This is a genomic window from Pseudomonas sp. BN515, from assembly GCF_029873155.1.
Taxonomy (GTDB): domain Bacteria; phylum Pseudomonadota; class Gammaproteobacteria; order Pseudomonadales; family Pseudomonadaceae; genus Metapseudomonas.
This window is the reverse complement of record NZ_SSOH01000027.1, coordinates 1-13,933: the sequence shown is the minus strand read 5'-3', so window position 1 is coordinate 13,933 and position 13,933 is coordinate 1. Positions and strand designations below refer to the sequence as shown.

Genomic DNA, 13,933 nt, shown 5'->3' with positions numbered 1-13,933 from the left:
TGGGCTTCGCTGCGCTCTGCGCCAACCTACAAGAGCTGAGGCCTTGCTTGTGGGAGCGAATTCATTCGCGATGGCCGCGTAGCGGCCCCTTGGGACACCCAGGGCGAACCTGCGGTCCGTTTTCGCGAATGAATTCGCTCCCACAGATCCTCGGCGTTACCAGAGCGGCAGGGTGTAGCTGAGGATCAGGCGGTTCTCGTCCAGGTCGTTGCCGAAATTGGTCGAGCGCACGGTCGCATTGCGCCATTTGAGGCCGAGGTTCTTCAGCGGGCCGCTTTGCACTACGTAGGCGATGTCGGTGTCGCGCTCCCATTCCTTGCCGTCCTCGCGACCGGCGCCCAGTTCCACGTCGTCGCCGCTGAGGTAGCGGGTCATGAAGGTCAACCCGGGAATCCCCACAGCGGCGAAGTTGTAGTCGTAGCGGGCTTGCCATGAGCGTTCTTCGCGGTTGGCGAAGTCGCTGATTTGCACGAAGTTCACCAGGTAGGCGTCGCTGCCGTTGACGTAGGCAAAGCCGGTGTCGCCGCTCATGCGCTGGTAACCCAGGCCCAGGGCGTGGCCACCGATACCGTAGGTGAACATGGCGCCGAAGGCCTTGTTGTCGACATTGCTGCCGCCTTCGTCTGTGGAACGGGCGAAGCGCAGGTCGCTCTTCAGGCTCTGGCCGTCGCCGAGTGGCAACAGGTGGTTCAGGCTCAGCAGGTGCTGGCGGTAGAAGTCGTCCAGGCGACCGAAGCCGTAGCCGGCGGTGAGGGCGTCATTCCACTTGTAGCTGAGGTTGGCGAAGTCGAAGGCGTCGCTGGTGGTCTGGCGCGCGCGGATGTTCTTCACGCCCACCGTGGTGATGCTCATGTCTTCGTAATCGGAGGAGTCGCGCTGGTTGACCTGGCGCAGGCGGCCGGCGTCGACGGTCAGGCCGTCGATCTCCAGGGAGTTGAGCTGGCCGCCCTCGAAGGTCTGCGGTAGCAGGCGTGAATCGTTGGCCAGCAGCACGGGCAGCTTGGGCATCAGGGTGCCGAGCTTGAGGGTGCTTTTCGAGGCGCGCAGCTTGGCGGTCAGGCCCAGTTCGCCGTATTCGTCCTGGGCGCGCTTGGGCGCTTCGCGATCGCGCTTGAGCAGGCCGGAGCCGGCGCGGTCGGGGCTGGAGTCCAGCTTCACGCCCAGCAGGCCGATGGCGTCCAGGCCGACGCCGATGCTGCCTTCGGTGAAGCCCGACTCGTAGCGCAGGAGGAAGCCTTGTGCCCATTCCGCGGCCTTGGCCTGCGGGGCGGCGTGCTGGCGGAAGTCGCGGTTGAAGTAGAAGTTGCGCAGCTCCAGGCTGGCTTTCGAATCCTTGATGAAGTCCGCTGTGGCGGTGCCGGAAAGACCGAGGGCGCCGCCGGACAGCAGCAGGACGGTGGTGAGGGGGTTGCGGGTCATCGTGATTCCTCTTGTTGTTGTTTTTTCAGGTACAGCGGAATAAAAGAGCGCGGCCCAAAGGAGCCCAGGCCGCGCCACGCTCAAACGTCAGAACTGTTCGCTGGAAAGGCCGAAGAGCGGCTCGGCGCCAGTGCGGATGCTGGCTTCCAGGGCGAGGGTGCGCGGCAGCAGGCGGCGGAAGAAGAACTCGGCGGTGGCCCGCTTGGCACCGTAAAAGGCCTCGTCCTCGGCTTGACGCGCCTCGGCCACGGCAGCCATGCGCGCCCACAGCCAGGCGTAGGCCACATGGCCGAAGAGCTGCAGGTATTCCACCGAGGCAGCGCCCACTTCGTTGGGGCTGCGGCTGGCCTGGGCCAGCAGCCATTCACTGGTGCCCTCCAGGCGCCCGAGGGCTTCCAGCAGCTCGGCGGAGTAGGGCGCGGCAGGTTGGCTGGCGAAGGCGCGCACCTCGGCGCAGAACAGCTTGAGCGCGGCGCCGCCATTGGCCACTACCTTGCGGCCGAGCAGGTCGAGGGCCTGGATGCCGTTGGTGCCTTCGTAGATCTGCGCGATGCGTACATCGCGTACCAGTTGTTCCTGGCCCCATTCGCGGATGTAGCCGTGACCACCGAACACCTGCTGGCCGAGCACGCAGCTGTCCAGGCCGGTGTCGGTGAAGAAGGCCTTGGCCACCGGCGTGAGCAGGGCCACCAGGGCCTCGGCGCGCTGGCGTTCGTCGCTGTCATCGGTGTACTTGGCCAGGTCCAGTTGCTGGCCGACATAGCAGGCGAAGGCGCGGCCGCCTTCGGTCATGGCCTTCATGCTGAGCAGCATGCGACGCACGTCAGGGTGATGGATGATCGGGTCGGCCACCTTGTCCTGCGCCACCGGGCCGGTGGGTGCGCGGCTCTGGATGCGCTCGCGGGCGTAGGCCACGGCGGCCTGGTAGGAGGCGTCGGCGCAGCCAATGCCCTGGATGCCGATGGACAGACGTTCGTAGTTCATCATGGTGAACATCGCCGCCAGGCCCTTGTTGGCTTCGCCGATCAGCCAGCCGCTGGCGCCGTCGAAGTTCATGACGCAGGTGGCCGAGGCCTTGATGCCCATCTTGTGTTCGATGGAGCCGCAGGACACGGCGTTCTGCTCGCCGAGGGATCCGTCCGCGCTGACCATGACCTTGGGCACCAGGAACAGCGAGATGCCTTTCGGACCAGCCGGCGCATCCGGCAGCTTGGCCAGCACCAGGTGGATGATGTTCTCGGTCAGGTCCTGCTCGCCGCCGGTGATGAATATCTTGGTCCCGGTGATGCGGTAGCTGCCGTCGGCTTGGGGTTCGGCCTTGGTGCGGATGATGCCGAGGTCGGTACCAGCTTGTGGTTCGGTGAGGCACATGGAGCCGGCCCAGCGCCCTTCGTACATCGGGGGCAGGTAGGTCTGTTTCAGGTCGGCACTGGCGTGGGCATCGATGGCCAGGCAAGCGCCGGAGGACAGCGCGGAATACAGGGCGAAGCTGGAGTTCGCGGCGTAGAGCATTTCCTCGAACTGCACGGCGAGCATCTTCGGCATGCCCAGGCCGCCGAAGTCCGGATTGCCGGAAAGCCCTACCCAGCCACCCTCGATGTAGGTGCCGTAGGCCTCTTTGAATCCCGCCGGGGTGCTGACCACGCCCGCGTGCCACTGCGCGCCTTCTTCGTCGCCGCTGCGGTTGAGCGGGGCAATGAGCTGCCCGGTGACCTTGGCCGCTTCTTCCAGGATTGCGTCGGCGGTATCGGCATCGACCCGTTCGGCCAACGCAGGCAGGCGCGCCCAGAGGGACGGGGCGTCGAAGACCTCATGCAGGACGAAGCGCAGGTCGCGCAGCGGGGCGTTGTATTCGGGCATGGCGAGGAACCTCTGTTACAGCGATTGCGGGAAGGCACGGCCCGCAGGCCGTGCCGGATGGATCAATGGTTGCTGGCGGCCGCGGCGCCCAGGCCGGTCTGGGCGCGGACGAATTGGTCGGCGTAGGCGGCCCGCTCGCGGCTTGCGCGGGCGCTGCGGTCCAGGCTGGAAACCAGCACGATCACGGCGAAGGCCAACGGCATGGAGAACAGCGCCGGGTGGTCATAGGGGAAGATCGCCTTGGCATGGCCGAGCACCGTCACCCACACCGCTGGCGAGAGGGTCACCAGCACCAGGGCCGACACCAGGCCGACGAAGCCGCCGCAGAGGGCGCCACGGGTGGTCAGGCCCTTCCAGTACATGGCCATGATCAGCACCGGGAAGTTGGCCGAAGCGGCGACGCCGAAGGTCAGGCCGACGAGGAAGGCGATGTTCATCTGCTCGAACAACAGACCCAGGCCGATGGCCACCAGGCCCAGGCAGACGGTGGCGATGCGGCTCACGCGCATTTCATCCTTCTCGCTGGCACGGCCCTTCTTCAGCACTGTGGCGTAAAGGTCGTGGGAGATGGCCGAGGCCCCGGCCAGGGCCAGCCCGGCGACCACGGCGAGGATGGTGGCGAAGGCCACGGCGGAGAGGAAACCGAGGAACAGGTTGCCACCCACGGCCTGGGCCAGGTGCATGGCGACCATGTTGCCGCCGCCTACCAGGGCGCCGCCCAGCTTGCCGTCGACGAAGTACTTCGGGTCGGTGCCGACGATGACGATGGCGGTGTAGCCAAGCACGCACACCACCAGGAAGAAGAAGCCGATGAAACCGGTCGCGAACAGTACCGAGCGGCGGGCTTCCTTGGCGTTGGGCACAGTGAAGAAGCGCATGAGGATGTGCGGCAGGCCGGCGATGCCGAACACCAGGCCGAGGGACAGCGAGACGGCATTGATCGGGTCGGCCAGCATCGAGCCGGGGCCCATGATGCCGTTGCCGATTGCATGGGTTTCCACCGCGCGGCCAGCCAGTTCCTCGAAGCTGAAGCCGAACTCGCTCATGGCCATCAGCATCAGGGTGGTGCCACCGGCCAGCAGCAGGACGGCCTTGACGATCTGTACCCAGGTGGTGGCGATCATGCCGCCGAAGATCACGTAGACCAGCATCAGCACACCGACCACCACCACCGCCATCTGATAGTCCAGACCGAACAGCAGCTTGATCAACTGACCGGCGCCGACCATCTGCACGATCAGGTAGCAGCAGACCACGGTCAGCGAACCGAGGGCGGCGAAGCTTCGTACGCGGGTCTGGTCGAGGCGGTAGGAGACGATGTCGGCGAAGGTGTACTTGCCCAGGTTGCGCAGGCGCTCGGCCATCAGGAAGGTGATCACCGGCCAGCCGACGAAGAACCCGATGATGTAGACGAAGCCATCGTAGCCCTTGGTGAATACCAGGCTGGTCAGGCCCAGCAAGGTGGCCGCGGACATGTAGTCACCGGCAATGGCAAGACCATTCTGGAAGCCCGAGATACCGCCGCCAGCGGTGTAGAAGTCGGCGGTGGAGCGGGTGCGGCGTGCGGCCCACCAGGTAATCGCCAGGGTGGCGAGGACGAAAACGAAGAACATGCCGATGGCATTCAGGTTGAGCGGTTGCTTCTGCGCGGTGATGGTGTCTGCGAAGGCGCTCAGCGGTGCCAGGGCGAAGAGGGCGAGGAGGGCTTTCATGCCTGGGCCTCCGCGAGGATTTCTGTGCTGAGGCTGTCGAAACGGGTGTTTGCGCTGCGCACGTACCAGGCGGTCAGCAGCCAGGAAAGGACAATGATGGCGGCGCCCAGCGGGATGCCCCGACTGAGGTGGCTGCCCTCGTAGAGGGGCATGTGCAACCAGCCGGGGACGAAGGCCACCAGCATGATGAACAGGTAGTAGACGCCCAGCACCACGGCGCTGAGTGACCAGGCGAGCACCGCGCGTTGGCGTGCCAGGCGTTGGAACTTGGGGTTTGACCGGATGCGGTCGCAGCTTTGGACGTGAGGTGTGTTGTGGGTACTCATGACGGGCTCCGCTTGTTGTTGTTGTCGATGCCTGTTGCCGGCCGCCGCAGCTTTTTCGGGCATGCGACGGCCCTTGGTGGCAGCCGCTGGCTGCCACCCTGTTCTTGAAGCGCTGCTGTGTCCGGCCGCTGCCGGAGTCGGGTTAGAGGTTCTTCGCCCTATCCCGCAGGACGTACTTCTGGATCTTGCCGGTGGAGGTCTTCGGCAACTGGGTGAAGATCACCGTCCTCGGCACCTTGAAACCAGCCAGGTGTTCGCGGCAGAAAGCGATGATGTCGGCCTCACGCGTTTCCTGCTGGTCGGCCTTGAGGGTGATGAAGGCGCAGGGCGTTTCACCCCATTTTTCGTCCGGGCGCGCCACCACGGCCGCTTCCAGTACCGCTGGGTGGCGGTAGAGCACGCCTTCCAGTTCGATGGTGGAGATGTTCTCGCCACCGGAAATGATGATGTCCTTCAACCGGTCGCGGATTTCCACGTAGCCATCCGGGTGCCAGACCGCCAGGTCGCCGGTGTGGAACCAGCCGCCCTCGAAGGCTTCGCTGGTTGCGCTGGGGTTCTTCAGGTAGCCCTTCATGACGGTGTTGCCGCGCATGAAGATCTCGCCGATGGTCTGGCCGTCCATGGGGGCGGGTTCGAGGGTCTTCGGATCAGCCACCATCACGCCTTCCAGGGTGGGGTAGCGCACACCCTGGCGGGACTTGATGCAGGCGCGCTCTTCCAGCGGCAGCGCGTCCCATTCCTCGTGCCAGGCACAGACGGTCACCGGCCCGTAAACCTCGGTGAGGCCGTAGACATGGGTCACGCGGATGCCCATTTCCTCTACGGCACCAATCACCTTGGCCGGCGGCGCGGCGCCGGCCACCATGGCGTTCACCGGGTGGTCGATGGCGGCCTTGGCCGATTCGGGCATGTTGACCAGGGCGTTGAGCACGATGGGCGCACCGCACAGGTGGCTGACCTGGTGTTCGCGAATCAGGTTGAGGATTTTCTGCGGGTCGACCCGGCGCAGGAAGACGTGCACGCCTGCCAGCGCGGTTACGGTCCAGGGGTAGCACCAGCCGTTGCAGTGGAACATCGGCAGCGTCCAGAGGTAGACCGGATGGTTGCCCATGTTCCAGGTCATCTGGTTGCCAAGGGCGTTCAGGTAGGCGCCACGGTGGTGGTAGACCACGCCCTTGGGATTTCCGGTGGTGCCAGAGGTGTAGTTCAGGGAGATGGCCTGCCATTCATCCTCGGGCCATTGCCAGGCGTAGTCCGGGTCGCCTTCTGCCAGTAGCGCTTCGTAGTCCAGCTCGCTCACTGCCACGCCCTCGCCGTATTCCGGGTCCTCGACGTCTATCACCAGCGGTGGGTGGTCGAGCATGCCGATGGCGGCGTGGATCACCTCATGGAACTCGCGGTCGGTGATCAGCACCTTGGCTTCGCCGTGCTGCAGCATGAAGGCAATGGCTTCGGCGTCCAGGCGCACGTTCAGGGTGTTGAGCACCGCGCCGATCATCGGCACGCCAAAGTGCGCCTCGAGCATCTGCGGGATGTTCGGCAGCATCACCGCCACCGTGTCACCCTTGCCAATGCCACGGCCGGCCAGGGCCGACGCCAGTCGCCGGCAGCGCGCATAGGTCTGCGCCCAGTTGCGGCGGATGGAGCCGTGGATCACGGCCGGGTAATGGGGGTAAACGGCGGCAGTACGCTCGATGAAGCTGAGGGGGGAGAGGGCGATGTGGTTGACGGCAGCAGGGGCGAGGCCCTGATCGTAGATCGACATGCTGGATACCCGGCGGCTGATTATTAGCTCTTCTGCACCGGCACATCTGGAAGACGCCGGTAGCTCTCTGGGGTGATTTATATACCAATTTCAGAATTGTATGGAAGTACTTCTATAGTAATATAGTAGAAGTACTATATTGTTTCTGTTCCTTCTGCAGGCCGGTATATCCTTGCCCACCCCCCCAGCCGCTGGACTCGCCATGACCCAGACCCCGGTTCGACTTCACACTTGGCTGCGCCTGCAACGCGAGGGCGTGCCCCTGGCGGCCCGCGCCGATGCCCTGTGCAGGGCGCTGCGCGGTTGCGCTGAGGTGCGGCAGGCCTTCTATCTGAGCTGGCAATCCGGTGCGCGCATTTACAGCCATGAGGGCAGTTGCCAGCAGCTACCGCCGGGGCAAGGTGATCCGCTGCAGGCCAGCGATGAACGTCTGGTCGAGCGTCTGGCTGAGGATGGCCGGCTGTCGCTGCATCAACTCCGCCAGCTCGATTGCTGGCTGGCTGGCCGCCTGCGCCGGGCCGCGATCAGCCATGGCCAAGCGTTCGACCTGACGCTGGAAATCGGCCAGCGGGGGCTGCTGCTGGTGGAAGTGCACGAAGGCGTGGCGCTGGATTGGCTGGGCTGCGTGCACGAGTTACTCACTACGCTGCTCGGCAGCGTCAACGGCCTGTTGCGCGCTTCGCCGTTGCTTGGCCATGACCCGCAACCGAGCCTGCTCGTGGATGCCGAGGCCGCCCCACTGGAGCTGAACGCCGCGCTGCTGGCGATGCTCGGGGAAATGCCCATGGCCGAGGTGCTGCGCTTTTTGCCGGTGAACCATGCCTCCCTGGTGCGTGCCTGCCTGGCCCAGGAGCGCGCCATCGAAGGGGTGGAGGCCCAGTGCGGCGAACGCATGCTGGTCTGGACCTATGTTCCCGATCCGCGGGAGCAGCGGGTGTTGGCGCGCTGCCGCGAAGCGACCACGCAGATCCTCGCCGAGCGCGAGGCGGCACGGGCGCGTCGCCTCTACCGGCTGATCACTGAAAACACCACCGACCTGATTTCCCGGCACACCCCCGAAGGTCGCTTCCTCGATGCCTCACCGGCCTCCTGGACCCTGCTCGGTTACTGGCCGGAAGAGCTGCGCGGACAGCTCGCCCAGTGCCTCTTTCATCCCCAGGAGTTGGCCCAACTGGTGCAGCGTGCCCGGGATGCGCTGGAGCAAGACGGTTACCACACCATGACTTACCGCATCCGCCATCGTGCGGGGCATTACCTCTGGTTCGAGACGGCCAGCCGCGCTATCCGCGAGACCTACACCGGGGCAGTGGTGGAGGTGGTCAGCGTGTCCCGCGACATCACCGCGCGGGTGCAGGCCGAGGAGAACCGGCGGCGACTGGCCGAGGTGGTGGAAGCCAACACCGACCCTGTGCTGTTCGTCGACCCCGCTGGGCACATCACCTACCTAAACCCGGCCGCCCGCCGGGCTCTGGGCCTGGAGGCCCGACAGCCGATGCCGGCTCTGGCCGAGGTGATGCTGGCGGACGATCTTGCGCGCCTGCAACGGGAGGGCTGGCGCACCGCCGAACGCAAGGGGGTGTGGAGCATCGATTCGCGACTGCTGCCACCGGACGGCGGCGCATCGGTGCCGGTGTCCATGGTGCTGCTGGCCCACAGTACGGCGGGAGGCGAACGCTACTACTCGCTGGTGGCCCACGACATGACCGAGCGCGAGTTGCGCGAGGCCCAGCAGCGTCGCCACCAGGATGAGCTGGCGCATACCGCGCGGCTGGTGACCCTGGGCGAGTTGGCCTCCGGCATCGCCCACGAGATCAACCAGCCCCTCGCCGCGGTGGTCAACTACGCCAGTGCCAGCCAGCGCTACCTGCAATCGCTGGGCAGCAACCCCAAGGCGGCGGAGCGAGTGGCCCAGGGGCTGGAGCGCATCACCGAACACGCCAACCATGCCTCGGAAGTGATCAAGCGGCTGCGGGCCTTCCTGCGCAAGGGGCAGCGCAAGATGCAGGCGCTGGACGTGGCCGAAGTGGTCCGCGAAGCGGTACGGCTGTGCGCCTGGGAGGCCAGCGCCTGCCAGGTGGCGATCGCCGAGCAATTACCGGACAATCTGCCGCCGGTTTACGCCGATCGGGTGTTGCTCGAACAGGTGCTGCTCAACCTGCTGCGCAACGCCATCGACGCCAACCGCGAGGCTCATCCGGGCCGGGAATCGATGATCCGATTGGCGGCCTCGGCGCAGAACGGCCAACTGCTCATCGAGGTTTGCGATCAGGGGCCAGGGCTCGGCGAAGAGGAACTGGGGCGCATCTTCACCCCCTTCTACACCAGCAAGCCGGATGGCCTGGGCCTGGGGCTGTCGATGAGCCGCAGCATTATCGAAGGATTCGGCGGCGCACTGGACGGGATGCCGAACGGGGAGGGCGGGCTGCTCATGCGGTGCCGCCTGCCGCTGCAATAACAAGAAGGCAACAGGAGCGATTTGATGTCCAACAGTGGCGAACAGGTGGTCTATGTGGTGGACGACGACCAGGGCATGCTCGATTCCACGGTCTGGCTCCTGGAGTCGGTAGGCCTCAAGGCGCTGCCCTTCACCAGCGGTCGTGCCTTCCTCGACGCCTGCGACGCCAGCCTCGACGCCTGTGTATTGCTCGACGTACGCATGCCCGGAATGGGTGGCCTCAATGTTCAGGAGGAAATGCGCAGTCGCGGCCTGGACCTGCCGGTGATCTTCGTCAGTGGCCACGCCGATGTGCCGATCGTGGTACGCGCCTTCAAGGCGGGCGCCCATGATTTCATCGAGAAGCCCTACAACGAGCAGCTCCTGCTGGATAGCGTGCAGCAGGCATTGTCCCGCGTCGACCACCAGCGCACGGCTTCGGGCGGCCAGGGCCAGTTGCAGGAGTGCCTCGACAGCCTGACTCCGCGTGAGCGCGATGTGCTGCTTCCGCTGGTACAGGGCTACACCAACCGCGAGATTGCCGAGCAGTTGGACATCAGCGTGAAGACCATCGACCTCTATCGTGCCCGCGTGATGAAGCGCATGCAGGCCGAACGCCTGCCTGACCTGGTGGGCATGGCCATCGCGGCGGGCCTGGTTGACCCTCTGAAACTGCGTTGAGCGCACTATTTGCCCTGTGCGGTAGGGGGCGCCGTGCGCACCGGGGTGGATGGTCGGTGCGTGACGCCCCCTACGATGGCGAATGTGCCGGTTGGTGGAGAACAGGATTAATGTTTAGTCCGTGCTTAACCAAAGATAGAAAAACCTGAATTTTATTGACCCATCTCGCCGTGCGAGCCTCCAGCGCATTCCAATAACACGGCTTTCCCTCATGGGTTGTCCCACTCCGCACCAATCGCTGCTGGCCGCCTTGCCCCTCGGGCTGGTTCGCGCTGCGCGCCGTGCTCCCGGAGTCGCACCCACGGTCCAGTTCTCCCGCAAGTGGGCCAGCCACCTTCTGATTTCCCTGCCGCTCGAACTCGCCTTCTGGGCGCTCTGGCATTGCCGTCACGCTCGTCCGCCGGATAGCGCACGCGCCTGAATGCCTGGCCGCCACCGCTGTGGCCAACCTCACCCAGAACGAGAAATTCGACCCTTGCCGCGAACGGCGAGGGCCTGTTTGCGTGCCCCAAGGGCACTAAAGAGAGCGCCATGAAATTTGCCAGCGTGCAGGAAGCCCGGGATTTCCTCGAGCAGAACCCGGACATCGACGCATTCGAACTCTTCATCCTCGACGCCAACGGCGTTCCGCGCGGCAAGCTGCTGCACCGCGACGAACTGCTGGCCGTATACGAGAGCGGCCGTCCGCTGCCGAGCACCATCCTCGGCCTGACCGTGCACGGCGAGGATGTGGATAACTCCGGCCTGGTGTGGGACGTGGGCGACATCGATTGCCGCGCCTATCCCCTGGCCGGCAGCCTGGTGCGTTTGCCCTGGCGCAAGATGCCCACTGCCGCCGTACAGGTCAGCATGCACCCGCAGGAAGGCATGCCCGCCGCCATCGCCGATCCGCGTCATGTGCTGGTGGAGGTGATCGATCGGCTCAAGGCCGACGGCTACCACCCCGTGATGGCCTGTGAACTGGAGTTCTACCTGCTGGACCAGAAGCGCGATGCCGAAGGCCGCCCGCAACCGGCGCTGGACGCTGACGGCCATCGCCCGCGCGGTACCCAGGTGTACGGCCTGCGTGAGCTGGAGCAGATCGAGCCGTTCCTCGCCGATCTGTACGCGGCGTGCAAGGCCCAGGGTATTCCGGCGCGCACGGCCATTTCCGAATACGCGCCAGGCCAGGTGGAAATCACCCTGGAACATGGCGATGCGCTGGAAGCCATGGACCAGGCCGTGCGCTACAAGCGCCTGGTCAAGGGCGTGGCCCACGCCCACGGCATGCAGGCCTGCTTCATGGCCAAGCCTTTCGCCGAAATCGCCGGCACCGGCATGCACATGCATGTGAGCCTGGCTGACGCCGAAGGCCGCAACCTCTACGCCAGCGAAGACCCCGCCGGCACGCCGCTGCTGCGCCAGTCCGTGGGCGGCATGCTCAAGAGCCTGCTGGATTCGCTGCTGCTGTTCTGCCCCAACGCCAACTCCTATCGCCGCTTCCAGGCCAACAGCTACGCGCCCCTGGCACCGACCTGGGGTGTGGATAACCGCACCGTCAGCTTGCGCGTACCGGGCGGCCCGGCGAACACCCGGCATATCGAACACCGCATCTGCGGCGCCGACGCCAACCCCTATCTCGCCGCTGCGGCCATCCTCGCCGGTATCCATCGTGGCATCCGCGAGGACATCGACCCGGGTAACCCCGTGGAAGGCAACGGCTACGCCCAGGCCAAGGAACTGCTGCCCACCGACTGGCTGACCTCGCTGCGCGCGCTGGAACAGTCCAGTTGGGCCCGTGATGCGTTCGGTACGGAATTCCTCGGCGTCTACCTCGCCGTGAAACGCGCCGAATACCGCCAGTTCATGTCCGAGGTCGGCGAGCAGGACTGGCGCTGGTACCTGAACCAGGCGTGAGTCCGCGAACGACTGTCTGTTTTTGTTTGTGGGAGCGAACTCATTCGCGAATTGCTCTCCGGAATTGAAGGCCCCAGTGGCCAAGAAGGATCCACCCCATGACCGCTGCAATCAAACACCCACTGCCCGCCGCCGAGCGCGCGCCTTCCTACTACTCTGCGACCCTCAATGAGGAAACCGCCTATCCCACCCTCGAAGGCGAGGTGAATGTCGACGTCGCCATCATTGGTGGCGGCTTCACCGGTGTCGCCACCGCAGTGGAAATGGCCGAGCGCGGCTACAAGGTAGCGCTGGTGGAGACCCACAAGATCGGTTGGGGCGCCACCGGCCGCAACGGTGGCCAGGTGACCGGCAGCCTGTCGGGCGACGCCGCCATGCGCAAGCAGATGAGTCGCTTCCTGGGCGAGGGTGTGGATGACTTCATCTGGTACCTGCGCTGGCGCGGCCACGAGATCATCAAGAGCCGCGTGGCGAAGTACGGCATCCAGTGCGACCTCAAGCATGGTCACCTGCATGCGGCGATGAAGGCCTCGCACATGGACGAGCTGAAGGCCTCCTATGAGGAAGCGGTGCGTCGTGGCATGGCCGACGACGTGACCCTGCTGGACGCCTCCGGTGTGCGCGAACACCTGGATTCCGACCTCTACGTCGGCGCTATCAAGAACACCCGCAACATGCACCTGCACCCGCTCAACCTGTGCATCGGCGAAGCCAAGGCCGCCGCCAGCCTGGGGGCGCTTATCTTCGAACACTCCGAAGTGCAGGACATCATCCACGGCGATCGTCCGGCGGTAATCACCACGCGCGGCCGCATCAACGCCCAGCAGATCCTGCTGGCCGGCGACGTCTACCACAAGCTGGAGCGCAAGAAACTCAAGGGCATGATCTTCCCGGCCATGGGCGGGATCGTCACCACCAAACCCCTGGGTGACCTGGCCAAGGAACTCAACCCCCAGGACCTGGCGGTGTACGACTGCCGTTTCGTGCTCGACTACTACCGCATGACTGCCGATGGCCGCCTGCTGTTCGGCGGTGGCGCCAACTACTCCGGCCGCGATTCCCGCGATATCGCCGCAGAGCTGCGCCCCTGCATCGAGCGCACATTCCCGAAACTCAAGGGCGTCGAGATCGACTTCAAGTGGAGCTGCGCCATGGGCATCGTCATCAACCGCATCCCGCAACTGGGCAAGCTGTCGAAGAACGTCTGGTACTGCCAGGGTTACTCCGGCCACGGCGTGGCGACCACCCACATCATGGGCGAGGTCATGGCCAATGCCATGAGCGGCAGCCTGGAGAAGTTCGACACCTTCGCCCAGTGCCGGCACATCCGCGTACCGCTGAGCGAACGCCTGGGCAACCACATGCTGGCGATGGGTATGTGGTACTACCAGATGATGGAAAAGCTGCGCTGACCGATTTGTTGTGCGTCTTTGAGCCGGCCTTGTGCCGGCTTCTTTTTGCCCGTTGTGTATGCCGGCGACCTGTACTTGTAGGGGCGATTTCAATCGCCAAGCAGGCCGAAGATCTGCCCCCCGAATCGCAGGGGCCGCTGCGCGTCCCTTGGCGAATGAATTCGCCCCTACAGATTCGCGAACGGGTGTCTAGTCCTGAAATAGGTTTACACCTATCAGGCTAAGCTCCAGACCTCAAAACGCCCGATGCACCGCANCGGGCGTTTTGTATTGCAGGGCCTGGTGAGGGCGTTCCCGGTTATAGATATCCACGGCCTCGCGCACCATCCGACGGGCCTGTTCCAGGTGCGCTGGGGTGTGGGTCTGCAGTTCATTTTTCAGGATGCCGTTGACCCGTTCGGCCAGGGCGTTCTGGTAGCAGTCGTAGC

General features: G+C 65.0%; 10 protein-coding genes. 4 read left to right on the top strand and 6 right to left on the bottom strand.

What is annotated here, in order from left to right; all coding sequences use genetic code 11:
* Positions 1-156: 156 nt before the first annotated feature.
* The 5 genes from E8E91_RS07475 to E8E91_RS07455 form a co-directional block, all read right to left on the bottom strand.
* Positions 157-1,419 (bottom strand): OprD family porin, encoded by a 1,263-nt coding sequence (locus E8E91_RS07475; protein WP_280375229.1) that lies wholly within the window; start codon positions 1,417-1,419, stop codon positions 157-159.
* 87 nt (positions 1,420-1,506) lie between these two features.
* Positions 1,507-3,279 carry an acyl-CoA dehydrogenase C-terminal domain-containing protein gene (locus E8E91_RS07470; RefSeq protein ID WP_280375228.1) on the bottom strand — a complete coding sequence of 591 codons (1,773 nt, stop codon included), beginning with the start codon at positions 3,277-3,279 and terminating at the stop codon, positions 1,507-1,509.
* Between the two features lie 62 nt (positions 3,280-3,341).
* Positions 3,342-4,991 carry a cation acetate symporter gene (locus tag E8E91_RS07465; protein WP_280375227.1) on the bottom strand — a complete coding sequence of 550 codons (1,650 nt, stop codon included), beginning with the start codon at positions 4,989-4,991 and terminating at the stop codon, positions 3,342-3,344.
* Positions 4,988-5,317: a DUF485 domain-containing protein gene (locus tag E8E91_RS07460; RefSeq protein ID WP_179060937.1), complete on the bottom strand. Its 330-nt coding sequence runs from the start codon at positions 5,315-5,317 to the stop codon at positions 4,988-4,990. Before E8E91_RS07460 ends, E8E91_RS07465 begins: the two co-directional genes overlap by 4 nt.
* A 142-nt stretch (positions 5,318-5,459) precedes the next feature.
* Entirely contained in the window at positions 5,460-7,082 is a 1,623-nt protein-coding gene (locus E8E91_RS07455; RefSeq protein WP_280375226.1) for an acyl-CoA synthetase, read from the bottom strand.
* Between the two features lie 202 nt (positions 7,083-7,284).
* On the opposite strand from E8E91_RS07455, the gene E8E91_RS07450 reads away from it, so the two are divergent.
* The 4 genes from E8E91_RS07450 to E8E91_RS07435 all read left to right on the top strand — a co-directional run bounded on the left by E8E91_RS07450 (position 7,285) and on the right by E8E91_RS07435 (position 13,505).
* Entirely contained in the window at positions 7,285-9,537 is a 2,253-nt protein-coding gene (locus tag E8E91_RS07450; protein WP_280375225.1) for a PAS domain S-box protein, read from the top strand.
* 24 nt (positions 9,538-9,561) lie between these two features.
* Positions 9,562-10,197 carry a response regulator transcription factor gene (locus E8E91_RS07445; protein ID WP_179060934.1) on the top strand — a complete coding sequence of 212 codons (636 nt, stop codon included), beginning with the start codon at positions 9,562-9,564 and terminating at the stop codon, positions 10,195-10,197.
* A 531-nt stretch (positions 10,198-10,728) separates the two neighbouring features.
* Positions 10,729-12,093 carry a glutamine synthetase family protein gene (locus E8E91_RS07440; protein WP_280375224.1) on the top strand — a complete coding sequence of 455 codons (1,365 nt, stop codon included), beginning with the start codon at positions 10,729-10,731 and terminating at the stop codon, positions 12,091-12,093.
* 98 nt (positions 12,094-12,191) lie between these two features.
* A complete protein-coding gene (locus E8E91_RS07435; protein ID WP_280375223.1) occupies positions 12,192-13,505 on the top strand; it encodes an FAD-binding oxidoreductase in 1,314 nt (437 codons plus the stop codon).
* A gap of 234 nt (positions 13,506-13,739) precedes the next feature.
* On the opposite strand, the gene E8E91_RS07430 is transcribed toward E8E91_RS07435, so the two are convergent.
* A partial coding sequence (locus E8E91_RS07430) for an integrase core domain-containing protein (RefSeq protein WP_280375222.1) occupies positions 13,740-13,933 on the bottom strand: 194 nt, incomplete at its 5' end.

What these genes read in the sequence shown, in the direction of transcription:
- E8E91_RS07475 (WP_280375229.1), bottom strand. Translation starts at nt 1,419, where the DNA reads ATGACCCGCAACCCCCTCACCACCGTCCTGCTGCTGTCCGGCGGCGCC.
- E8E91_RS07470 (WP_280375228.1), bottom strand. Translation starts at nt 3,279, where the DNA reads ATGCCCGAATACAACGCCCCGCTGCGCGACCTGCGCTTCGTCCTGCAT.
- E8E91_RS07465 (WP_280375227.1), bottom strand. Translation starts at nt 4,991, where the DNA reads ATGAAAGCCCTCCTCGCCCTCTTCGCCCTGGCACCGCTGAGCGCCTTC.
- E8E91_RS07460 (WP_179060937.1), bottom strand. Translation starts at nt 5,317, where the DNA reads ATGAGTACCCACAACACACCTCACGTCCAAAGCTGCGACCGCATCCGG.
- E8E91_RS07455 (WP_280375226.1), bottom strand. Translation starts at nt 7,082, where the DNA reads ATGTCGATCTACGATCAGGGCCTCGCCCCTGCTGCCGTCAACCACATC.
- E8E91_RS07450 (WP_280375225.1), top strand. Translation starts at nt 7,285, where the DNA reads ATGACCCAGACCCCGGTTCGACTTCACACTTGGCTGCGCCTGCAACGC.
- E8E91_RS07445 (WP_179060934.1), top strand. Translation starts at nt 9,562, where the DNA reads ATGTCCAACAGTGGCGAACAGGTGGTCTATGTGGTGGACGACGACCAG.
- E8E91_RS07440 (WP_280375224.1), top strand. Translation starts at nt 10,729, where the DNA reads ATGAAATTTGCCAGCGTGCAGGAAGCCCGGGATTTCCTCGAGCAGAAC.
- E8E91_RS07435 (WP_280375223.1), top strand. Translation starts at nt 12,192, where the DNA reads ATGACCGCTGCAATCAAACACCCACTGCCCGCCGCCGAGCGCGCGCCT.